The following is a 23,279-nucleotide window of genomic DNA, read 5'->3' as shown; positions in this document are numbered from 1 at the left end:
AAGGAAGAATCACCATGGCTGAAAAAACCATTATCGCCACCGACAAGGCTCCGGCCGCCATCGGCACCTATTCTCAGGCTGTGAAAGTCGGCTCAACCGTGTATCTGTCTGGTCAAATCCCACTGGACCCAGCCACCATGGCGCTGGTTGGTGACGACTTTGAAGCCCAAACCGTGCAGGTGTTTGAGAACCTCAAGGCCGTATGCGAAGCCGCCGGTGGCAGCTTCGATGATATCGCCAAGCTGAACATCTTCCTCACCGACCTGTCGAACTTCGCCAAGGTAAACGAAATCATGGGCCGCTACTTCAGCGAGCCTTACCCTGCCCGCGCCGCCATTGGCGTAAAAGAGCTGCCACGCGGCTCGCAGGTAGAAATGGATGGCGTGATGGAGCTGTAATCGGCTCATCACTCTCAGGGCGCCTCGGCGCCCTTTTGTTTTTTCTTAACGCAGGAATATGCCATGAGCCCGGAACGTTTTGCCCGCATCAATGAGATGCTGGACAACCGTCAACCGGATCTGACCGTCATACTCGACCAGGTCCACAAGACCAATAACATCGCCGCCGTGCTGCGCAGCGCCGATGCCGTGGGAGTCCACCAGCTGCACGCCGTTTGGCCCGAGAACGATATGCGGGTGTCAGGCAATACCGCCTCCGGCAGCCAGCAGTGGGTGAAAACCAAGCGCCACTCTAGAGTGACAGACGCCATTGCAGCGCTGAAGGCTGAAGGCATGCAGGTGGTGGTGACCAACTTCTCCAGTAAAGCCAAAGACTTCCGCGAAGTAGACTACACCAGGCCCACCGCCATAGTGCTGGGGCACGAAAAGTTTGGTGTCAGCGATGAAGCCCAGGCATTGGCCGATGCCGAAGTGATTATTCCCATGGTGGGCATGGTGCAATCCCTCAATGTCTCGGTGGCAGGCGCACTGGTGCTGTTTGAAGCCGAGCGCCAGCGCCGTCAGGCCGGTATGTATGGCAGCCGCAAACTGCCGGAAGACTACTGCCAGCAGCTGCTGTTCGAGCAAGGCCACCCCATCTATGCCAAGGCCTGTCGCCGTAAAGGATTGGCCTACCCCGCCATCGACGAAAGCGGCCAAATTCAGGCATCTGCTGAATGGTGGCAAAAGATGCGCGAAGCCGACCCGGACGCCCCCCGCCCCGAGCGCGGCCGCCAACGCCGGATGTAATCAACGCAACGCCATAAAAAAGCCACCCGAGGGTGGCTTTTTTATTATCTCAAATCCAAAGTATCGGCGTTTAGCAAGTCAGGTTCTACGGCCTCTGCTTGCTTATGTCCCCATGACCAGGGGGAGCTAACCTTCATCGGTTTCAGCTTTTGAGGCACCTGCTGAGAAACGGCTTGGTTTGGCAGGCTTATAGGGCGCGCGCCAACCTTAAGCCAACTACGGTTACCATCGGAAGCATAGTTAAGCACATGCTTATCCACGGGGATTTCCCCCAATAAATCTAAACCATAATAATCGAGGAAGAATTTATGGCCATTGTTCAGGTAATATCGATTACCTATCACACTATGCAACTCCCAACGGCGCTCATGGTAAAGCACACAGGGGTCGTTAAAGGTGGGCTCCCACTGTTGTGGCTCACAGAAACCTCCCGAGGAAATATCTCTGTTTGCCCGATAACGACGGATCACCAGGTCACCGGAATTATCCAACATCCATAGTCCAGGCATAATGGAAATGTCATCCTCATCCAATTGGCCATCGCTGAACCAATCGTATGTAGACACTGTCAGAGCCCGACCATCTTCATACAGCTCTATCCAAAAGTACTGCAAAGGATCAAAAAAGCTCCAACCCAGATCATAGATCCCCGGGATATCTGCAATTACCCACTGGGTACTGCCCTTTTCAAGTAAATAGCCACCACCACTGCGAGAGCTTGTAGTTAAGACATTGGCCTTATTGATATTCTCAGTTGAATAGAGCGCAATATCCAGACTTGGAGCACTGCTGTCGGCAGGAATCACTTTAAGGGTACCCGCATCCGTTACACTGTAGGTTGCCGCAATATCGAAGTAGCTGGAAGTTCCATCATTGGAATATCGCTGGCGGGTCAGAGTCGCCGAGTTAGTTTGACCGATGGTGAGTTTAATGGTGTTTTCAACTGAGTCCGACGCATCATCGTGCAGATTTTCAACCGGTGATGACAGCAAGGGAACCGGGACCGAATAGGTCGCACCCGCTTTAATCACTTCGGTGGGCTCAATTAGACCTGCCTTCTTAATTGCCGATTTGGAAACAGAGAGTACCTCATGAACGGCTTCTTCTACGCCGGTTTCGGGAATTATGGTAAGCTCATCGTGCCCAATCACCATCTGCGCAGAAGCGTCGGTATTGCTAATCCACTTAATTAATGTGGATGTTCTGTAGCGCTCATAGTGTACCTGGCTGGAATTAACGTTGGCATACCAATCCCTCATAAACATACCCTTGCCAGGGTACGTGATCAGAGTACCTTCATCTGTGTCAGTCCAACTGAACGAGGATGCATTGGAAACGCCGTAAAATTCACCGCTGCCGTTAGCAAAAAAAACGATTCTGTCGGCGGCAAGGTTACCTTCGGTAGAGGTGAAATAATACGTGCCAGCAATGGAGGATGTAGGGCTGCTGGCAAGAACCTCGTTATCTTCAACGATAGCCTCTATCGCTTCGAAATATACGCCTTCCTGTGCTTGAAATGCATTATTGAGATAGCTGCTAACCCTTGTGAGATCGTCAACCAATTCAGCAACATCGCTAATGCCATCAGGCAATACCAGTTCGGGATAATCCGTTGCATAGTCCAACACCAGCTTGATTGCAGTTGCCAATGACAGCACCAGACCAGCATCGTAGTTCTGTTGGGCCGCGTCGAAACTCTCTTTCGAATCGAGTGGTTCTCCACCATTAGCCTGCTTCATCAGTGCGTGAATAGCCGTAGTGACATTAGTGACATTTACAGCGAAGGCTTCATCTTTAGTGAGTACCATATCGTCGCCAGCGCTTTCCAGAAGGCCAGACACATCACCGAGCAGTGAAATCAATTTTGTTTTGCTGTTTGCCTCTGGTCCGACAGCAGTAATTCTCACCAAAGCATTGGCAAAGGAGTCATCCACACTGACATCGGCCGAATAGTTGCCATCAGTATCAGCGACTACTTCAACTTTTTGTCCCGCCACTTCTACCGTGACTTTGGCATCGGCAACCGGGTTATCTGTCACTTTGCCGCTGATGGTAAACATCAGCATATTAGCAGTAACAGTGACAGTAACATCCTTCGTTGCCGATGCGCCCTTGTCATCGGTTACGGTTACAGTGAACACCAGATCCTGATTTTCAGTCACCGCAGGTGCAGTAAAGCTTACTGCTGCGGATGTCACTCCTGACAAAATCACTTGTGGACCGGCTTTCTGAACCCACGAATAAGAAACGATGCTACCGTCAGCATCGGCAGCAGTGGCAGACACTGTCACAGCTGACACCTCAGCAGCACTGAGATTGGATACAGAAACTGTTGGTATCTGGTTAGCCACAGGAGTGGGTGTATCTGAACCACCACTGCCACCACAGGCGCAGAGAGAAGCAGCGACCAGCGTCGCCAATATAGACTTTTTATAAGTATTCATTCGTTGTGTATTCCTTGACTGGCCAAAGGCCTGGCCCCTTCCCGGTACCGGTTCCCAAAATTACTGTCGAAACAGTAAATGTCCCTGATGCATCATCCAAAAGACTTGCGCGGCAATAATAACAACATAAAAAACACATTTCCCTAACTTTTATTGAGCGCCGAACACATTAGCATCTCATTTATTAGTCAATAAAAAGCCACCCGAGGGTGGCTTTTTTGTTCAGACGTTAACCGTGAACAAGATTACAGGCCTTCCGGCAGCGTGATGGGGCGCTCGGTAATCTTGGTCCAGCGACGGTTGTCGGTTTGGGCCGAGTCAAGTACATGCACATCGGCTGGCAGGTCAGCCCCCAGGTAGCTACGACCCTGACTGTCCATGTAGAAGCGGTGCAACTGGCTCACGTAGTAGCTGCTGCCCTGCTGCTGTTGCAGCGTCCATTCACGCTCACGCGCCACAGCGCAGCTGTCATCCAGACCGGTTTCAAAACCCGTCGCCTCACAATAGCCATATTTACCGCTCACCTCATGGTTATAGCGATAACGGCGCATGGAGACGGTGCCGCTGTCGTTAAGACGCCAGTATCCGGGCATCTTGCTTACTTCCGATGCTTCAAACAGGCCATCTTTGTTCTTATCAAAGGCATCGAAGGTCAGCATGGTGCCATCTGCATTCAGCTCAACCCAGAAGTAAGAGCCTGGAGTGAAGAAGTCCCAATCCAGGGCATAAATGCCAGCCGCGGTGGCAGCCGTCCATTGGGCGCCGCTCTGCTTAAGCATCAGGCCAGAGATGGCATAGCCGCTGGCGGCCTCTACCACGTTGACCTCAAGCGGCGTGTCACTGCCAAGGAAAGCCACATCCAGGGCGATATTGTCTTCGCCATCTTGTGCCATCACCTTGAGGTTGCCATTGTCACTGAAACTGTAACTGCCGCTGAGCGCCTGATACTGAACCGAACCATCGCCAAGGAATTGCGGGATATTCACAGTCGCACTGTGGTTATCACCCAAGATGAGCCCCAGGCTGCTGCGGTACATTTTACCTGCCTTTTCATGACCATTGAGGATAGCCATGGTCTCGGTCGGCACAGGCAAACTGAAGCTGGAGCCTGCGGTAATCAGGGTATCGCCCTTGGCCAGGCCTTCGGTTTTCACCACCGAGAAAGTGCGATGCTGCTCGCTGAACTCATCTTCTCTTTCGCCGTTTGGATAATGATGAACCATGTAATCGGACACCAGCAGCTGCGCGCCGGTGGCAGAAGCGTCAATCCATTTGATAACCTTGTGGGACAACAGGTTCTGTCTTTGCATCAACTGGCCGCCGGAATAGACCGAATCCTCATACAGCAGCACCCCGTCGTTCGGGAGGGTCAAACGGACATCCACTTCCGTTTTCTCCCAGGTAAAGGCGGTTGCCGCGCTGCCAAGATGCAACTGGCCAGTACCATTGGCGGCCAGTACCAGGCGGTCACCCCGCTTGACACCATCCTGATATTTGAAGAAATAACTGCCGACAACCTCACTGCTTTGTACCGGAGCCCGCATCAGGTTGGGATCGTCAATAATCTCTGCCTCAGCGGCTTCATAGACTGACAACAGCATGCCCTTAACCTTGGTCAGGTAAGCGAGCACCTGCTGCTTGTCTTCCACCAGCGCCTGGGTGTCAGCGACGCCTTCAGGCAGCTTGAGCAACTCATGGGCGGGCGCAAAGTCCAGTACCAGCTTGATGGCAGTTGCCAGCGGCAACACGCGGGTGGCATCGTATTGATTTTGCAGGGCATCAAAGGTTTCTGCGCTAGTCACGGCTTCGCCGCCATTGGCTTCTTTCAGCAAGGCCGCCACCGCTGTGCTGACGTTGGTCACGTTGACCAGAATCGTCTCTTCCCGGGTCAGGGTCGCATCAGTGCCCGCCATTTCCAGCAAACGATTCACACTGCCGAGCAAGGCCACCAGTCGGGTTTTGCTGTCGGTCTGGGGGCCAACTGCACTGAGCTTAACCAGCTCACCCAGCTCGGAATCATCCACCGTGAGCGCCAGACGGTATAAGCCATCGACATCGGCAGTGGTATGGAACTGCTTGCCCGCCACGTCGGCGGTCACCTTGGCGTTGGCCACCGGATTATCGGTTACCTTGCCTTCCAATGTCAGCGACACCAGATTCGCTGTCACAGTGACAGTTACATCGCGGCTGCTGGTTTCACCATCGTTGTCGGTGGCGCTGAGGGTAAATACCAAGGTTTCATCGGCTACTACGGCCGGTGCGGTAAAGCTGAGGGTTTGGCTATCGGCGCCGCTCAAAGTCACCCCAGTACCCGACTTCTGGCTCCAGGCGAGCTTGGTGACCGTGCCATCGCTATCGCTGACATTGGCAGTCACAGTAGCGCTCTCGCCTTCCTTCACACTCACATCTGCCACGGCAATGCCTGGCAGACTGTTGTTCACCACGGTCACCTCAACGTCCTGAGACGCGGTGGCGCCCTGGTTGTCAGTCACCGTCAGGCTGAATACCAGGGTCTGATTTTCAGCCACTTCAGGTGCAGTAAAGCTTAGGGTGGTAGAAGTGTCACCAGACAGGGCAACCGCAGCGCCGGACTTCTGGATCCAGCGATAGGAAGCAATGCTGCCATCGGCATCGGAGGCTGTGGCGGTCAGTGACACCTGGGCGCGCTCTCTGACACTGGCATTGGCAATTGACAGGGTTGGTGCCTTATTGGCTGTTTGCGGTTCGGGTGTGGTATCTCCACCGCTACTGCCACCACAGGCAGATAAAGATGCGGCCACCAGCGAGGCAAGAATGGTTTTTTGGAATGAGGTCATCAAACACGCTCCATGCTTACAGAATTCAACATCTTATCCAGGTGTTGTCCCAACACCCACCGCAATCCAAACAGGCGTTTTACGGTTTGCAATCCTGTAAAATCAATAGTTTAATAAAAGGAAGGCCGGATGTTAACCCAGCTTCATTTATCAAACAACCCGCTAACATCTGACCACAACTAAACCATTTGCCCGCCGAAGCAAAAATCGACATACTGGAAATTAAACGCGCGTTTGAACCCATCAGACGCAGGAAAGCATAACGAACAAGATGGAAGTAGAGATGCAAGCCACTATCAAGACTCCTGTAGAGATGCTCAACCACTGGGTGGATACCCAGGGTGACACGGTTTATCTGCGCCAACCGGTAAACGGCCAATACCGCGATTTCAGCTGGCGTGACGTGAAACGCCAGATGGAACAAATCGCCGGTGCGCTGCGCCACTTGGGTCTGGCCCCCGGTGACAAGGTGGCTGTGCTGTCGAAAAACTGCGCCGAATGGTTTATTACCGACCTTGCGCTGATGCATGGCGGCTATATCAGTGTGCCCATCTACCCCACCGCCAATGCCGATACCATCCGCTACGTGCTGGAGCACAGCGGCGCCAAAGCCATTTTCATCGGTAAACTAGATCACTGGGCTGAGCAGGAAGCCGGTGTCGGCGGTAATATCCTGCGAATGGCATTCCCCTACGACACAATGCCAACCCAATACGGCTGGGATCAGCTGCTGGGCATGGGTCAACCACTCACCGATGCGCCGCTGCCACAGGCTGAGGACATCATGACCCTGATTTACACCTCAGGTTCAACCGGTAGCCCCAAAGGTGCCATCCAAACCTTTGGCGCCTATGCCTGGACCTGTACCGCCGTAGTGCGGGATCTCAAGACCGGCGGCGAGGATCGCCTGCTCTCTTACCTGCCACTGGCTCACATCACAGAGCGGGTGGCCATCGAAGGCTCGTCCTTCTATTCCGGCAGTGCCGTGGCCTTCGTAGAAAGCCTGGATACTTTCGTCGCCGACGTGCAGCGCATGCGGCCAACCGTGTTCTTCTCGGTGCCACGTCTGTGGACTCTGTTCCAGAAAAACATCATCGACAAGGTGGGCTTCGACAAGCTCAACTTCCTGCTCAAACTGCCCATCATCAGCTTTCTGGTAAAGCGTAAAATCCATAAAGGCCTGGGGCTGGATAAATGCCGCTTGCTGGGTTCAGGTTCGGCGCCAATTCCACCATCCCTTATTCGCTGGTACAACAGCATTGGCCTCAACATCTGTGAAGCCTGGGGCATGACCGAAAACTGCGCCTACTCCATCATCAATTACCCGTTTGATGAGCGTAAAATCGGCACCGTGGGCAAACCGGTGGAAGGTTGCCAAATCCGCCGCGGCGAAGATGGCGAGCTGCTGGTGAAAAGTCCGGGCCTGATGAGCGGCTACTATTTGCAGCCGGAAGCGACCGAAGCCTCCTTCGATGAAGACGGTTTCTTCCACACCGGCGACCTGTGCGCCATCGATGAAGACGGCTGTGTCAGCATCACTGGCCGGGTAAAAGACAACTTTAAAACCGCCAAGGGCAAGTACGTAGCACCTGTGCCTATCGAGCGTAAACTGGCACAGGACCCCCATGTTGAGCTGATTTGTGTGATTGGCTCTGGCCTGCCGCACCCCATAGCCCTGGTGCAACTGTCAGACGGCGCTACGCTGCAGGCCCGTGAAGAAGTGCGGGTTTCTATTAAGGCTACCCTGGATGCGGTGAACCCGAACCTCGAGTCCCACGAAACCGTGGATGCCGTAGTGGTGGTTACCGAGCCCTGGACCATCGAAAACGACGTGCTGACCCCTACCCTTAAGATCAAACGCCATGTACTGGAAGGCCGCTTCTCGGCCAAAGTCGATGGCGTTCGCGGCGCCAAGGTGGTATGGGAAGACGAAATTTAACCTTAGGTTTCGAAACAAAAAAGCTCGCCGGTTGGCGAGCTTTTTTTATGCATGGGCCTCATGAATCTACACCAATCAAAAGTACCGTTTATGTCTCCAAGTGAGGTTTTAGTTTGATTTGCCGATGATTATTTAGTCAGATGGCAGGATGACTTTATTCCGGCTATAACCCTGCTTCTGCATGCCGGATCCATACGCCAGGATGGCGGGAGGAAGAGTGTGACAGCGATTGATGTAGTATCTGTAACCGACTTCCCTCAGCTAATGCGGGCCAAAACCGCTGTTGGCAGCCAGTTTCGCTTCCATGCAATGATTAAACCCAGCGGCGCCCAATGTAACCTTGATTGCCGCTATTGTTTCTATCTCCATAAAGAACAGCTGTTGGACCAACCCAAGCGTCCCCGCATGAGCGACGCGACCCTTGAGCAACATGTTCGTCAGTATATTGAAGCTCAAACATCCACGCAGGTAGTTTTCAGTTGGCAAGGCGGTGAACCCACGCTGATGGGGCTTCACTTCTTTCGTAAAGTGGTTGCCCTGCAACAGAAATATGCAAAAGCGGGTCAGCGCATTGAAAACGACCTGCAGACCAACGGCACGCTGCTGGATGATGAATGGTGTGAATTCCTCAAGCAGCACAACTTCGTCGTGGGCTTGTCTATCGATGGCCCCGAAGCGCTGCATGACTTGCACAGATACAGCAAAACTGGCGGGAAAACCTTTCACGCAGTTAAGCGCGCAGCGAAACTGCTGCATGCCCATCAGATCCCTTTCAGCGCACTGTGTGTGATAAACCGCGACAACGCGCAATATCCGCTGGAGGTGTATCGCTTCCTGCGTGATGAAATCAGACCACGACTGATCCAGTTTATTCCCGGGATGGAAAAAGCCGACTTTATGAATTCTGCACCCGGGCATTGGGATATTGACAATCTGCCCGACGAAAATGCCAAAGAAGCACTGCCGGGTCATCCTGGCTCCGTGGTGACATCCTGGTCTGTCGCACCTTCCCAGTGGGGGAATTTTCTCACCCAGGTCTGGGATGAATGGCTTGCCAGAGACTACGGCAAGGTGTTCGTGGATCAGTTTGAAAATGTGCTTTCGATGATAACCGGACAAGGCTCGCAGCAGTGCGTAACCAGTCAGGTATGTGGAAAGGCTGTCGCTCTGGAACACAATGGCGATCTCTACAGCTGCGATCACTTTGTTTATCCGCAATACCGACTCGGCAACATCCACCAGCAACATCAGGGGGATCTGGCCTTCAGCGAGCAGCAACAAGCCTTCGGTTATGCCAAATCAGCCAATTTACCGTCCAAATGTCGGGACTGTTCTTATCTTTCACTGTGTTGGGGCCATTGCCCAAAAGACAGGTTCCTGAAAACGGCAAGCAACGAACCCGGGTTACATTACTTATGCCATGGCCTGATGATCTTTTATCGCCATGTTATAGCGGCATGTGACCGGCTATCGGAATAACCAACTCTGGTTAGTTTGTTCAACAGCAAGGAGCAGAACATGAAGTTAAAGCACTTGGCCGCAGCCGTCGGGCTTGGCTTGGCATCACATAGCTATGGTGCAGAGCAGCCAAACATTGTCGTGATATTTGGTGACGACGTAGGCTGGCAAAACGTGAGCGCCTACGGCATGGGTACCATGGGATACACCACGCCAAATATCGACAGCATCGGCCTAAACGGCATCCGCTTCACCGATCACTATGCCCAACCGAGCTCCACCGCCGGGCGCGCAGCCTTTATCACAGGCCAGTACCCCATCCGCAGCGGTATGACCACGGTTGCCATGCCGGGCGGCTCGTTAGGCATCAAGCCGGAGTCACCATCTCTCGCGGAAGTGTTGAAGAAATCGGGCTATGCCACGGGTCAGTTTGGCAAAAACCACCTCGGCGACCATAACTTTGCCTTACCGACCGTGCATGGTTTTGATGAATTCTTTGGCAACCTCTACCACCTCAACACTCAAGAGGAGCATGAGCAGCGCGACTATCAAAACTTCGCCAAATCTTACGCAGGCTCGCTGGAGGCATACCACAAGAAGTTTGGTACCCGCGGTGTATTGCACTGCTATGCAACTGAAGAAGCTGATAACACCAAAGATCCTCGTTTTGGTGCGGTAGGCAAGCAACGCTGTGAAGACACAGGCCCGCTGGGTCAGGAGCGCCAGCAGGAATTTGACCGCAAAGAGATGATCCCGACGGCGCTGAAGTTTATCGACAAGGCCGTTAAGGACGACAAACCCTTCTTCGCCTGGGTTAACACCAGTCGCATGCACCTCTACACCCGCCTGAATGAAAAATGGCGTTACGCGGCAGAAAATATTTCTTCCGACTACGACATGTACGGCAGCGGCATGATGCAGCACGATGATGACATCGGCTACCTGCTCAAAGAGCTTGAGGCGCGTGGGCTCAAGGAAAACACCATTATCGTTTACAGCACCGACAACGGACCTGAGCACTCTTCCTGGCCACATGGCGGTACCACACCGTTTCGCGGCGAGAAGATGACCACCTATGAGGGCGGCGTGCGGGTGCCGGCCATGGTCAGCTGGCCGGGCAAAATCCCTGCCGGTCAAATCCTCAACGGGATCCAGGGGCACCAGGATCTGTTCACCACACTGGCGGCGGCAGCGGGCGTGCCCGACGTTAACGAACGTATGCTGAAAGAGAAAAAGCAGTACATCGACGGCGTCAACAACCTCGATTACTGGACCGGCAAGAGCGCCAAGTCCGCACGTGACCATATCCTTTACTACTTTGAAGGTCAGCTCTCAGCAGTCCGCCTCGGCCCTTGGAAATTCCACTTTGCCATTGCCGAGCATTACTACGACAACCTGGTGCCGCTGGCCAAGCCCAAGGTATACAACCTGAGGGCCGATCCATTTGAGAGTTACGATTCAGTCGACTCCAACGGCCACCTGGTGCAAAAAATCTCCTGGATGCTGGCACCGGTGAGCGAGATTGTGCAAAAGCATGTTGAATCACTGGTCAAGTATCCCCCAACCCAGGGCGGTACTTCATTTGACATGACCAAGACCATCGAAGATGCAATGAAGAAGACCCAGCAATAATCTGAGTAGGTTCACCCACAAAAAAGCTCGCCAGATGGCGAGCTTTTTTTGTTCCAAATACAGACATCAATACTGCTGTTTTTTCGCAGCCAGCGCCGCGGAAACCTGATTGATAGCTGTACCGCCAAGCACGTTGCGCTTGGCCAGGCACTCATCCAGGCTCAGGTGCGGATACACATCCTCGCCAATCACGGCGGCAAAGCGCTGCAACTCGGCGATGGGCAGGTCTTCAAGCGCCACACCCTGAGCAATGGCATGCAGCACCACTTCGCCCACCACATGGTGTGCCTCACGAAAAGGCATGCCCTTGGCCACCAGATAGTCGGCAAGCTCGGTGGCGTTGGCGTAACCCGCCTGGGCCGCCTGCTTGGTGTTGTCGCGGTTCACCTTCACCCCTTCCAGCACCAGCGCCGCCATGTCGAGACAAATACCCCAGCTGTCGATGGTATCGAACAGGCCTTCTTTGTCTTCCTGCATGTCCTTGTTGTAAGCCAGCGGCAGGGCCTTCATGGTGGTGAGAATGCCGACGAGGTTGCCGTAAACCCGGCCGGTTTTACCACGGATAAGCTCGAGTGCATCCGGGTTTTTCTTCTGTGGCATCAGGGATGAACCCGAAGTCACATTGTCTGCCAGCTCCACAAAAGCCGCTTCGCCGGTGTTGAAGAAAATCAGATCTTCCGCCAGCCGTGACAGGTGCATCATCGACAGTGACGCCGCAGAGCACAGCTCTACCACATGGTCGCGATCCGATACCGAATCCAGGCTGTTGAGGGTCGGACCGCCAAAGCCCAGCGCCGCGGCCAGCGCATGACGGTCGATGGCATAAGCGGTGCCCGCCAGGGCGCCCGAGCCCAGCGGGCAAGTGTCGAGACGCTTCAGGGCATCAGCCAAGCGGGACAAGTCCCGCTCAAGCATTTCCACATAGGCCAGACACCAGTGACCAAAGGTCACCGGCTGCGCCCGCTGCAGGTGAGTATAGCCTGGCATCACTGCATCCAGTTCGCGGCTTGCCAATGCCAGCAGCGCCTGAATAACGGCTGTCAGCTTGGTTTCAAGCAAACTGCCCGAGGCTTTGCACCAGAGCTTAAGATCGGTCGCCACCTGATCGTTACGGGAACGGCCGGTGTGCAGTTTCTTACCGAGATCACCTACTTTTTCAATCAGTTTGGTTTCGACAAAGCTGTGAATATCTTCGGCGCCGCTGCCAATAATGGCAGACTCGTCCTCGCCCACTTCTTCAAGCAGTTCGCTCAGCGCGGCCTTAAGACGGCTGCATTCATCGGCATTAAGCACGCCCACGCTGGCGATGGCATCGGCCCAGGCGATGGAGCCTTCCACGTCCTGCACAAACAGTCGGTAATCGACCGGCAAAGAGTCGTTAAAGAGTTGGAACAGGGCACTGGCCTGCCCCTGAAATCTGCCGCCCCACAAGGCCATAGCGATTCTCCTTCTGCCCGGGCTTACCCGGAAATCAAAATGAATGGGGGCCAACAAAGGCCCCCGACTGACAAGGCGGCTTACTTAGTGTTGTAAGCGCGGATGCGGCTTGCCAGCGAGTACAGGCGGATAAAGCCCTCGGCGTGCTTCTGGTCGTATACGCTGTCCTGACCGAAGGTGGCAAAGGCTTCCGAGTAGAGGCTGTTGGGTGAGCGCTTTTGCACTGCAGTGGCCTGGCCCTTGTAGAGCTTAACTACCACTTCGCCATTCACCTGGGTCGCCAGGGATTCGGAGGCGGCCAGCAGTGAGTCACACAGTGGGGTGAACCAACGGCCGTCATACACCAGATGCGCCATCTTGGCGGCGATCTGCTCGCGCCACTCACGGCAGCTCTTGTCCAGCACCAGCTCTTCGATGGCCCGCAGCGCAGCAAACATCACTGTGCCACCGGGGGTTTCGTAGCAGCCACGGGACTTCATGCCCACCAGCCGGTTTTCGGTGATATCGATACGGCCAACACCATGTGGCGCAGCAATGGCGTTGAGGGTCATCAGCGCCTGATAAGGGCTCAGGGCCTCACCGTTCACTTCAGTGATACGGGCATTTTCCACCTTGAGGGTAACAAAGGCTGGCTGGTCAGGTGCATCTTCCGGGTCAACCGTCATGGTCCATACCTGCTTGGAAGGCTGATTCCATGGGTCTTCCAGCTCGCCACCTTCGTGGGAGATGTGCCAGGCGTTGGCATCGCGGCTGTAGATCTTGGTGGCCGAAGCCGAGGTTTTGATATTGCGCTCGGCAAGGTAAGCCAGCAGATCTTCGCGGCTTTCCATGTCCCATTCACGCCATGGGGCAATCACCTTCAGATCCGGTGCCAGCGCGGCGAAGCAGCCTTCGAAACGCACCTGATCGTTACCCTTACCGGTACAGCCGTGGCACAGGGCATCGGCGCCCACTTTACGTGCCACTTCCACCTGCGCCTTGGCAATGATGGGACGGGCCATAGAGGTACCCAGCAGGTAAGTGCCTTCATAGATGGCACCTGTGGCGATGGTGGGGTAAATGTAGTCTTTTACAAAGGCTTCTTTGAGATCGACGATATGGCACTCGCTTGCACCCGAGGCCAACGCCTTTTCGGTCAGGCCCACCAGCTCTTCTTCGCCCTGGCCAACGTCGGCACAGAAGGCGACAATTTCACAGTTGTCGTAGTTTTCCTTCAGCCAGGGGATAATTGCCGAGGTATCCAAACCGCCCGAGTAGGCCAGGACAACCTTTTTTACACCGCTTTTGTTTTGTTCAATTGCCATAACTGTTTCCCAGAAGGCGCCCCGGGCGCCGATTACTCATCAGATTGAATTTAACCGAGCAGTGTTACCAACACTGCATTTTGTGCATGCATGCGGTTTTCCGCCTGCGTCAGAATAAGCGAACCTTCACCGTCCATCACTTCGTCTGTCACTTCCACGCCCCGGTGGGCTGGCAGACAGTGCATGAAATGGCTGGCACCGGCCTTTTCCATCAGCGCCTTGTTCACCTGATAAGGGGCAAACTTGGCCTTGATATCCGCAAGCGACGTGCTGTCGCCCATGGAAATCCAGGTATCAGTGTAGATGGCATCATGGCCTTCGATGGCGTTAACGTCCGAGGTCAACACTATCTCACCGCCATGCTCGCGCGCAATTCGCTGCGCCTGCTGCACTTCAAAGCCATCAGGAAAGTGACCTGGGGGGCAGATCACTGTCATGCGGGCCCCGAGCAGCGCCGCGCCATACATCAGTGAGTGGCAGACATTATTGCCATCGCCGACGAAGGCGAGTCGCACCTTGGACAAGTCATCGAAATGCTCGGCCAGACTCTGGAAGTCCGCCAGCCCCTGACAGGGGTGGTAGAGATCCGACAGCGCGTTAATCACGGGCACTGAGCCATGCTCGGCCAGCCCCTGCACGGTTTCATGGGCAAAGGTGCGCGCCACAATGGCATCGGCCCAGCAAGACAGGTTAGACGCAAAGTCCTTAACCGACTCCCGCTTGCCCAGCGCACCATTTTGTTGATCCAGATACAAACAGTGACCACCGAGCTTATTGATACCGATATCAAAGCTGACGCGGGTACGAAGCGAAGGCTTCTCGAACAGCATCACCACACTCTTGCCAGCGAGGGCGCGGGAGTATTTGGCTGGATCGGCCTTAATTTCTGCGGCAAGCTTCAGCAGATCCAGCAATTGCGTTTGCGTCAGGTCTTTTATCGATATCAAATGCTTCATGGTCTTTTCTCCTAAGGTTGTATCTGTGTGCCCACGGCCTCACCCTTGATAAGTGCGGCCATCTGACCGCTGTCACGCCAGGAGGCAACCTGTACCGGCTGCCCCAGCCACTCGGCGACTTCCAAAGCCGCTTCCACTTTGACTTTCATGCCTTTTTCAATCACGCCTAGCTTTACCAGCTCATCGATTTGAGCGCGGCTGAGGCTGTCAATTAGGCTGCCTTTGCCATCCAGCACCCCGGACACATCCGACAGCAGCACCAGCTTGCCGCCGAGCAACTTGGCGAGCACAGAAGCGGCCTGGTCGGCGTTAACATTCAAAAGCTCACCTTCGTCGGTCATGGCGATGGAGCTGATGATTGGCAGCCAGCCCTGGGCGAGAATAAATTCCAGCGCGGCGGCATCTTTGGGGCTGACTTCACCCACCATGCCAAGACGCTCATCTTTCACCACAGCACTGACCATGTTGGCATCGCACAGGCTCATGCCCATGCTCACCACGCCCGCTTTGGCCGCAGCGCCCTGCAATAACTTGTTGGAGGTGCCCGCCAGCGCGCCGGCAATAATCGGCATCTGCTCGGCAGGAGTCACCCGCAGGCCATCGAGCTTGACGGTTTCCATGCCGTTGGCCTTGAGCTGCTCATCCACCAGACAGCCGCCGCCATGCACCAGTACCACTTGCTGGCCTGACTCAAACAGCTTGGCGATGGTGCCCATCAGCCGGGTCATACCCATCTCGCACTGCAGCAGTGCACCGCCTACTTTTAAAACCAATACCTTGTTTACTGACATCCCGATGCTCTCCATCTCAAACGCCAAAATGAATCTTTATGCACTGATGTGCCTGACTGGCCGCGCCTTTCATCAGGTTGTCGATGGCACTCGCCACCACCAGATAGCCGCTATCTTCATCGAACTTCCAACCCAGATGGCAATTTGGGGTATGCACCACATCATCCACCTTGGGGAATTGGCCTTCTTTTACTGTCACGATTGGGCTCTGGTCATACACGCCATAGGCCTTTTCAACATCAGCACGGCTGGTGCCAGGCTGTAACTGCACTGTGATGGTGGCCAGAATGCCACGCTTAAAATTGCCAAGATGCGGAGTGAAGATCACTTCCTGCCCCAGCTGAGTGGCGATTTCAGGCTGATGTCTGTGGCCCAGCACGCCGTAGGGGGTCAGGCTCACTTCGCAAAAACTGGTATGCAGCTGCGCCTTGCGGCCAGCGCCGGTCACACCGCTGACGGCATTGATCACCGGGCGTGCTTCAGTCAGCAGCGCCTTCAACGGCTTAAGCGCGGTAAGAGACGCGGTGGGATAGCAGCCAGGCACCGCAATCATGCGGGTGCTGGCAATGGCGTCGGCATTCCATTCGGCCAGACCATAAACCGCCTCAGCCAACACCTCTGGGTGACTGTGCTCGAAGCCGTACCACTTGGGATACTGAGCGGTATCGGCAAAACGGAATGCACCACTCAAATCAAATACTGCCAGCCCCTGCTGGTAGAAATACGCCGCCAGCTCCAGTGAAACCGAGTGCTCGGTGGCCAGCGCCACTGCATCGGCCTCGGCCACAATGGCGGCCTTGGCTTCACTGCTCAGGGGTGACAGCGTCAAAGAAAGATGACTGTAGGCCGGATACAACTCGGCAAGGGCTTTGCCTTTGTCAGCACTGCCTTCAGAAACATAGAGCCCCTGAATTGCAAAAGCCGGATCGGCAGCTATCAGGGCGGTTAACTGTGCCCCTGTGTAACCACTGGCACCAATGATGGCGATCTTTTTCATGAATATTTGATTCTTAAAACAAATTTGCTGATATGTGGATTGAGTATCCCGTGGGTGGGCGGGACGAGCCCCGGCGATAACGCCTGATGCCGCGACTATCGTCGCAGCGTATGGAGGTGTGCAGGCAGTGTGTGGGATTTGATGTTTAAATAAACCATTTTCTCTCTCTGCTCGAGGCCTTCGCTATGGTGCTCGTTCCAGCTGTTTGCTAGACTAACACAACTCTTTAATTATGCAACATGCATGAATAACTATTTTTCAGGATTTACCCAGTGAACCGTATCCCAGATCTCAAGAGTCGCTTTTCTTCGCTTATTTACGCACCATCCATCAGCGCATCAGAGCCTGAGCTGGATATGAGTAATCATTCAGTTATCGCCATGCTCAGCGACTGGTTTTCCACCCTAGGATTTCAGTGTGAAATATCCAAGGTAGCAGCCACACGTGACAAACAAAATTTAGTGGCAAAAATCGGCAGTGGCGAAGGCGGGATTTTGCTGGCGGGTCACACTGACACAGTGCCTTTCGATGAAGGCCGCTGGAGTCAGGATCCGTTCACACTGACCGAGAAAGACGACCGCTGGTACGGCCTTGGCAGCTGCGATATGAAAGGCTTTTTCGCCCTGGTGCTGGAAGCGGTAAAAGACCTGCCGCTGGGGAAACTGAAAAAGCCTGTCTACATCTTTGCCAGCGCCGATGAAGAAACCACCATGGAAGGCGCCAAGGCCTTTGCCGCCAATACCGATATTCGTCCCGACTACGCCATTATTGGCGAGCCCACGGGCCTCAGACCCGTGTATATGCATAAAGGACATCTGGCGCAGGGCATCCGTATTACCGGCCGTAGCGGTCATTCATCGGACCCGGCGCGCGGACTCAATGCCATTGAAATCATGCACAAAGTTATTAGTCAGCTGCTGCAACTCAAACAGCACCTCGCCGATAACTACCGTGAAGATGCCTTCAGCGTGCCCTATCCCACCATGAACTTTGGCCATATCCACGGCGGTGATGCCGCCAACCGGATTTGTGGCTGCTGCGATTTGCACCTGGATATCAGGCCATTGCCGGGCATGTCGCTCGAAGACCTCGAGCTGATGTTGCTCAATTACCTTGGCGATATCAGCCGCGAATATCCAGGCTCGGTGGAAATCCGTACCCTCTACCCCGGCAGCGAAGCCTTTGCCGGCGTCAGAGACAGCGGCTGGACCAGGCTGGTCGAGAGCCTCAGCGGCCAACAGGCCGAAGTGGTGAACTACGCCACCGAAGCGCCCTACATCAATAAACTGGGTTGCCAAACCCTGGTACTGGGCCCCGGCAGCATCAATCAGGCCCATCAGCCCGATGAATATTTAGCAATGGATCAACTAAAACCCACGGTGGAATTATTAAAACAGTTGATTTACAAGGCCTGTATTCAATAAATCACAAACCGACCTCTGAAATACCACAATTGGACTGACCAATTGACCTTGGTCAGTTGACCCCGAACGCAGGGCTGTTTATTGTGCTTGAACGGCTTTGGCTGAGATCTGTAACCCCGTGAATGGAGATACCATGACAGACGTAAAGGGTACCGAGAAAGTGACAGACATGTATGCCCAGCTGAGGGCCAACGTGGGCATGATGGGGCAAATCCTGGGTGACACCATGAAAGATCACCTGGGCGAGGCGTTTCTGGAAAAGGTGGAGCAAATCCGACTGCTCGCCAAAGACAGCCGCAGCGGTGACGACCATGCAAGGGAAAAAATGCTGGCCTTGCTCAGTGAGTTGCCCGATGAGGAACTGGTGCCTTTCGTTAAAGCCTTTAACCAGTTTCTGAACCTTGCCAATATTGCCGAACAATTCCATACCATCAGCCGCAATTGCGATGAGCTGGTGTGTGTACCCGACCCGGTTGAGCAGCTGCTGGGCCGTATGCTGGGTGGCAAGGTCGATGAAAAGCAGATGCTGGCCACATTGAAGACGCTGGACATAGATCTGGTGCTGACTGCGCATCCGACCGAGATCTCCCGCCGCACCCTTATTCAAAAGTATTCCGCCATTGTGGATTGCCTGCAGGATTTGGAAAACCCGCAGCTCACCGAGCGCGAGCACAAAAACGGCACGCTGAGACTACGTCAGCTGATTGCCCAGATCTGGCACACCAACGAAATTCGCCGCGAACGGCCTACCCCGGTAGATGAAGCCCGCTGGGGACTGTCTACCATCGAGAGCTCGCTATGGCATGCGGTGCCGGACTTCCTGCGCCAACTGAACGATCAGGTTGAGCAGGTGACAGGCAGTCAAATTCCCACCGACATGGCACCGGTACGCTTCTCCAGTTGGATGGGCGGCGATCGCGATGGCAACCCCTTCGTTACCGCCAAAGTGACCGCCGAGGTACTGGATCGGAACCGCCACACCGCCGCCCGCCTGTATCTGAAGGACGTGGTTGAGCTGGTGAACGAGCTGTCGATGGAAGAATCCAACGCCGAGCTAAAGGCATACAGCAACAACTCCTGCGAGCCATATCGTGACGTACTGCGTTGCCTGCGCAGTAAACTGCGAAACACCATCGACTATCTCAACGCCCGCCTCGAAGGTCACAACCCCGAAGTGGTGCGCGAGCAAATCATTTGGGAACAACAGGATCTGGAACAGCCACTGAAACTGCTGTACCAGAGCCTGTGTGACTGTGGCATGCGCCTGATTGCCAATGGCCGCCTGCTGGACATGCTGCGCCGTCTGGCCTGCTTCGGCATCCATATGCTCCGGCTCGATATTCGTCAGGACGCTGGCCGCCACGAGGCCGCCATTGCCGAGCTGACCCGTTATCTTGGCCTGGGTGACTACGCCCACTGGAGCGAAGCCGAGAAACAGGCGTTCCTGCTGAAAGAACTCAGCGGTCGCAGGCCGCTGATCCCTGCCAACTGGCAGCCATCGGACGAAGTCGCAGAAGTGCTGGCCACCTGCCGTCTGGTCGGCACCCAGCCGCAGCAGGCACTGGGCTCTTACGTGATCTCCATGGCGAGCCTGCCGTCGGATGTACTGGCAGTGCTGCTGCTTTTGAAAGAGTCCGGCTGCCGTTATCCCATCCGGGTAGTGCCCCTGTTCGAGACCCTCGACGATTTGAACAATGCCGCCGACTGTATCACGGCGCTTTTGGATATCGACTGGTACCGCGGTTACACCAAAGGCATGCAGGAAGTGATGATTGGTTACTCCGACTCCGCCAAGGATGCCGGGGTAATGGCCGCAGCCTGGGCTCAGTATCGCGCCCAGGAACAACTGGTGAAGGTCTGCAAGAATGCTGGCGTGAAGCTGACGCTGTTCCACGGCCGCGGCGGCACCATCGGCCGTGGCGGTGGTCCTGCCCACAAGGCGATTTTGTCGCAGCCACCCGGCAGCGTTGATGGCCGCATTAGGGTAACCGAACAGGGGGAGATGATCCGCTTTAAGTTCGGTCTGCCAAAGCTCGCCGTGCAGTCACTGGCGCTCTACACCTCGGCGGTACTGGAAGCGACCCTGCTGCCACCACCCGAGCCCAAACCAGAGTGGCGCAGCGCCATGCAGCGCATCGCCGATGAATCGGTTGAAGCCTATCGCGGCATAGTGCGCCAGGAGCCTGACTTTGTGCCTTACTTCCGCGCCGCCACCCCGGAGGTGGAGCTGGGTAAGCTGCCACTTGGCAGTCGTCCGGCCAAGCGCCGGGTCGATGGGGGTATAGAGAGTCTGCGTGCTATCCCGTGGATTTTCGCCTGGTCGCAAAACCGACTGATGCTGCCCGCCTGGCTCGGTGCCGGCGAAGCTCTTAAAGCCGCCGCCGATCGAGGCGAGCTTGGGCTGCTGCGGGAAATGGAGCAGGACTGGCCCTTCTTCAATACCCGCATTTCCATGCTGGAAATGGTGTACAGCAAGGCCGAGCCGAATCTGGCCCGTTACTACGAGCAGTGTCTGGTACCTGAACCGCTGCATCACCTGGGGGTTACCCTGCGTGAACGTCTGGCCCTCGGCATCGATGCCGTACTGACGCTTACCGGTGAAGACAGCCTGATGGCGCACACGCCATGGAACCGTGAGTCAGTAAGGCTCAGAAATCCTTATATCGACCCGCTGAACTTCCTGCAGGCCGAACTGCTTGGCCGTACCCGCCGTGAAGAAACGCCGTCGGAATCTGTACAGCTGGCGTTGATGCTCACCATCGCGGGTGTGGCAGCAGGCATGAGGAACACCGGATGATCCGGCTGCTGGCGGTGTCGGCGCTGCTGTTGCTGTCTGGCTGCGTTAGCCAGTACAGCATCACTGAGCGGGAAATGGCATCCTATCTCAATAAAGAGATTGGCCTTGAGGTGAAAGACAACTCGGGGCCGCTGGGCGCCCGGGTGTCAGTCAATCAGATTGAGGTAAAGCTTGGCCACAAGGCGGATACCATGGCGGTCACGGCAACCAGTCTGGCCGAAGTGAAGACGCCGCTTATTCCGCTGCGGGCAACCCTCACCACCACTTTCGAGGCCAAGCCCTGGTACGACAAACATGCCCACGGGGTATACCTGAGGGACTTGCAACTGGTGGATGTGAGTGCCAATCCGGCGGAGCTTAAGCGCTTATTGCAGGATTTGGCCCCTGAGCTGATGCGGGTGGTGAGAAGCTTCCTCGAAAGCCAACCTGTTTATGTGCTGGATACCGAAGATGCGGCTCAGGCCAAACTGGCCGAAATGACCGAGCGGATCACGGTGAAACCCGGCAAGCTGGTGCTGGAATTCACCCCCTGAGTCCAGAGCTCAGTACAGATAAAAACGCGGCCTTTGAGCCGCGTTTTTTTATTCAGGATAAGTATTACTTGGGATAACGGCTGATGGAGCTGTAGTCCACAATCACCGCCTCACCATTGAGTTCACGGCGCAGCATGTCATAGGCCACTGCTGCGCTCACTTTACGCACCATGTCTCGGGAGCGGCGAGGCAATTTCACCATCTGACTGTACACCCCGCCCTTGGTCGCAAGAGCAATCGCCACAGTACCAACCGGCTTTTCCTCTGTGCCGCCATCCGGGCCTGCAATGCCACTGGTGGCCAGTGCAAAGTCGCTGTCCAGAATCGCTCGTGCGCCCCTGGCCATCTCTTCAACGGTTTGAATAGACACAGCGCCATAGTCGTCCAGCGTCTGCGGCGACACCCCAAGCACTCTGACCTTGGACTCATTGCTGTAGGTCACCAGCCCCTGATGCAAATAGGATGAGCTGCCGGGGAAACCAACCAACTGACTGGTGATAAGGCCGCCGGTGCATGACTCAGCCACACTGAGGCTCATGCCAGAATTGTGCAGTCTGGCGTGGATCTCCTCCTCCAGCGAGGTACGGTTTTCCGCCACGACCACATTGCCAAGTCGCTCAGCGATTTCATCGGTTACCGCCTCAAGCGCCTTAATTGCATCGCCGCCACGGGCAAACACCTTGATTTCGATATAAGGCATAAAGGAGCGGTAACCGAGCGTGATACCTTCAGGCAAAACCATGGTTTCAAGTTCATCCGCCAGCGATGACTCACCGCGCCCCAGAGTCAGCAGTTTACGCAGTGCGACCTGACTGCCTGCATCAAAGGATTGTTTCACAAAGGGCAGGAATTGCTCTTCCACCATCTGCTTAAACTCAAACGGCACTCCGGGGGTGAAGAACAGCCAGGCGCGGTTGAGTTTTACCCTGAAGCCACAGGCCGTGCCGACCGGGTTATCCACCATCACGGCTGATTCGGGCAACCAGGCCTGCTTGATATTGCTCTTTGGCATTTCACGGCCATGGCGGGTAAACCAATCGTGCAGGCGCTCGGCCCATTCTGCGTTCTCTACCAGGGATTCTCCCTTGGCTTTGGCCATAGCTTCGGCGGACATATCGTCAGAAGTCGGGCCCAGGCCGCCATTGACCAATATCACGTCGGCGTGCAGGCTTCGCTCCTGAAACACCGCCACCAGATCCTCAAGCCGGTCACCTACGGTCACCCGCCGCTGCACTTCTATACCGTTTTCCATCATCAGGTTGGCAAACCAGGCGGCATTGGTATCCACTATCTGTCCTGCAAGCACCTCTTCACCGGTGCAAATCATCTCAAGCTTCATGCCTGCTCCTTCGATATAAGTTGGCTATAAGGTAGGGAAGGGCCAAGGCCATGGCAATAGTCCTTGGGTGTATATCGGGTTTTAAATGCGCGGGCACTGTAAAGCAGAGTGGAAACAGGAAAGGCCGGAAGGAGATTCGATACTATAGAAATGCAAAAAGGCCACCCGCTTGGGTGGCCTCTTCACTTATTAGGCGTCTGGCAATGACCTACTCTCACATGGGGA

General features: G+C 55.1%; 16 protein-coding genes. 8 read left to right on the top strand and 8 right to left on the bottom strand.

Going from position 1 to position 23,279, the window contains the following annotated elements:
• Positions 1-14 precede the first annotated feature (14 nt).
• Entirely contained in the window at positions 15-398 is a 384-nt protein-coding gene (locus tag MJ923_RS18500) for a RidA family protein (RefSeq protein WP_240592364.1), read from the top strand.
• A 63-nt stretch (positions 399-461) separates the two neighbouring features.
• Positions 462-1,187 (top strand): tRNA (guanosine(18)-2'-O)-methyltransferase TrmH, encoded by a 726-nt coding sequence (gene trmH, locus MJ923_RS18495; protein WP_240592363.1) that lies wholly within the window; start codon positions 462-464, stop codon positions 1,185-1,187.
• A gap of 44 nt (positions 1,188-1,231) precedes the next feature.
• Here trmH and MJ923_RS18490 read toward each other — a convergent pair whose 3' ends face one another.
• Positions 1,232-3,631, bottom strand: a complete 2,400-nt coding sequence (locus MJ923_RS18490; protein ID WP_240592362.1) for a carboxypeptidase-like regulatory domain-containing protein — start codon at positions 3,629-3,631, stop codon at positions 1,232-1,234.
• A 245-nt stretch (positions 3,632-3,876) separates the two neighbouring features.
• Entirely contained in the window at positions 3,877-6,447 is a 2,571-nt protein-coding gene (locus tag MJ923_RS18485; RefSeq protein WP_240592361.1) for a PKD domain-containing protein, read from the bottom strand.
• 283 nt (positions 6,448-6,730) lie between these two features.
• Between MJ923_RS18485 and MJ923_RS18480 the strand changes: the two genes are divergently transcribed.
• From MJ923_RS18480 to MJ923_RS18470, 3 genes are all read left to right on the top strand, one after another.
• Positions 6,731-8,386: an AMP-binding protein gene (locus MJ923_RS18480; RefSeq protein WP_240592360.1), complete on the top strand. Its 1,656-nt coding sequence runs from the start codon at positions 6,731-6,733 to the stop codon at positions 8,384-8,386.
• Between the two features lie 219 nt (positions 8,387-8,605).
• On the top strand, positions 8,606-9,865 hold the full coding sequence (locus tag MJ923_RS18475; RefSeq protein WP_240592359.1) for an anaerobic sulfatase maturase: 1,260 nt from the start codon (positions 8,606-8,608) through the stop codon (positions 9,863-9,865).
• A gap of 39 nt (positions 9,866-9,904) precedes the next feature.
• The gene (locus tag MJ923_RS18470; RefSeq protein WP_240592358.1) at positions 9,905-11,476 is read left to right on the top strand and encodes an arylsulfatase; all 1,572 of its coding nucleotides are present in this window, start codon (positions 9,905-9,907) and stop codon (positions 11,474-11,476) included.
• Positions 11,477-11,542: 66 nt separating this feature from the next.
• On the opposite strand, the gene argH is transcribed toward MJ923_RS18470, so the two are convergent.
• The 5 genes from argH to argC all read right to left on the bottom strand — a co-directional run bounded on the left by argH (position 11,543) and on the right by argC (position 16,961).
• Positions 11,543-12,913: an argininosuccinate lyase gene (gene argH, locus MJ923_RS18465; RefSeq protein WP_240592357.1), complete on the bottom strand. Its 1,371-nt coding sequence runs from the start codon at positions 12,911-12,913 to the stop codon at positions 11,543-11,545.
• Positions 12,914-12,993: 80 nt separating this feature from the next.
• Complete coding sequence (locus MJ923_RS18460; RefSeq protein WP_240592356.1) at positions 12,994-14,217, bottom strand: argininosuccinate synthase; 1,224 nt, start codon at positions 14,215-14,217, stop codon at positions 12,994-12,996.
• Positions 14,218-14,267: 50 nt separating this feature from the next.
• Complete coding sequence (locus tag MJ923_RS18455; RefSeq protein ID WP_240592355.1) at positions 14,268-15,173, bottom strand: ornithine carbamoyltransferase; 906 nt, start codon at positions 15,171-15,173, stop codon at positions 14,268-14,270.
• Between the two features lie 11 nt (positions 15,174-15,184).
• A complete protein-coding gene (argB, locus tag MJ923_RS18450; protein WP_240592354.1) occupies positions 15,185-15,964 on the bottom strand; it encodes an acetylglutamate kinase in 780 nt (259 codons plus the stop codon).
• Between the two features lie 16 nt (positions 15,965-15,980).
• The gene (gene argC, locus MJ923_RS18445; RefSeq protein WP_240592353.1) at positions 15,981-16,961 is read right to left on the bottom strand and encodes an N-acetyl-gamma-glutamyl-phosphate reductase; all 981 of its coding nucleotides are present in this window, start codon (positions 16,959-16,961) and stop codon (positions 15,981-15,983) included.
• Positions 16,962-17,233: 272 nt separating this feature from the next.
• Between argC and argE the strand changes: the two genes are divergently transcribed.
• The 3 genes from argE to MJ923_RS18430 all read left to right on the top strand — a co-directional run bounded on the left by argE (position 17,234) and on the right by MJ923_RS18430 (position 21,715).
• Entirely contained in the window at positions 17,234-18,385 is a 1,152-nt protein-coding gene (gene argE, locus MJ923_RS18440; protein WP_240592352.1) for an acetylornithine deacetylase, read from the top strand.
• 160 nt (positions 18,386-18,545) lie between these two features.
• Positions 18,546-21,182: a phosphoenolpyruvate carboxylase gene (ppc, locus tag MJ923_RS18435; RefSeq protein WP_240592436.1), complete on the top strand. Its 2,637-nt coding sequence runs from the start codon at positions 18,546-18,548 to the stop codon at positions 21,180-21,182.
• Complete coding sequence (locus MJ923_RS18430; protein WP_240592351.1) at positions 21,179-21,715, top strand: YceB family lipoprotein; 537 nt, start codon at positions 21,179-21,181, stop codon at positions 21,713-21,715. Before ppc ends, MJ923_RS18430 begins: the two co-directional genes overlap by 4 nt.
• 64 nt (positions 21,716-21,779) lie before the next feature.
• Here MJ923_RS18430 and MJ923_RS18425 read toward each other — a convergent pair whose 3' ends face one another.
• Positions 21,780-23,054 (bottom strand): CinA family nicotinamide mononucleotide deamidase-related protein, encoded by a 1,275-nt coding sequence (locus tag MJ923_RS18425; protein WP_240592350.1) that lies wholly within the window; start codon positions 23,052-23,054, stop codon positions 21,780-21,782.
• Between the last annotated feature and the right edge of the window lie 225 nt (positions 23,055-23,279).

The sequence above is a fragment of the Shewanella zhuhaiensis genome (genome assembly GCF_022484835.1).
GTDB lineage: Bacteria > Pseudomonadota > Gammaproteobacteria > Enterobacterales > Shewanellaceae > Shewanella > Shewanella khirikhana.
The sequence above is the reverse complement of the archived record's forward strand: the minus strand, read 5'-3'. Positions and strand labels throughout refer to the sequence as shown.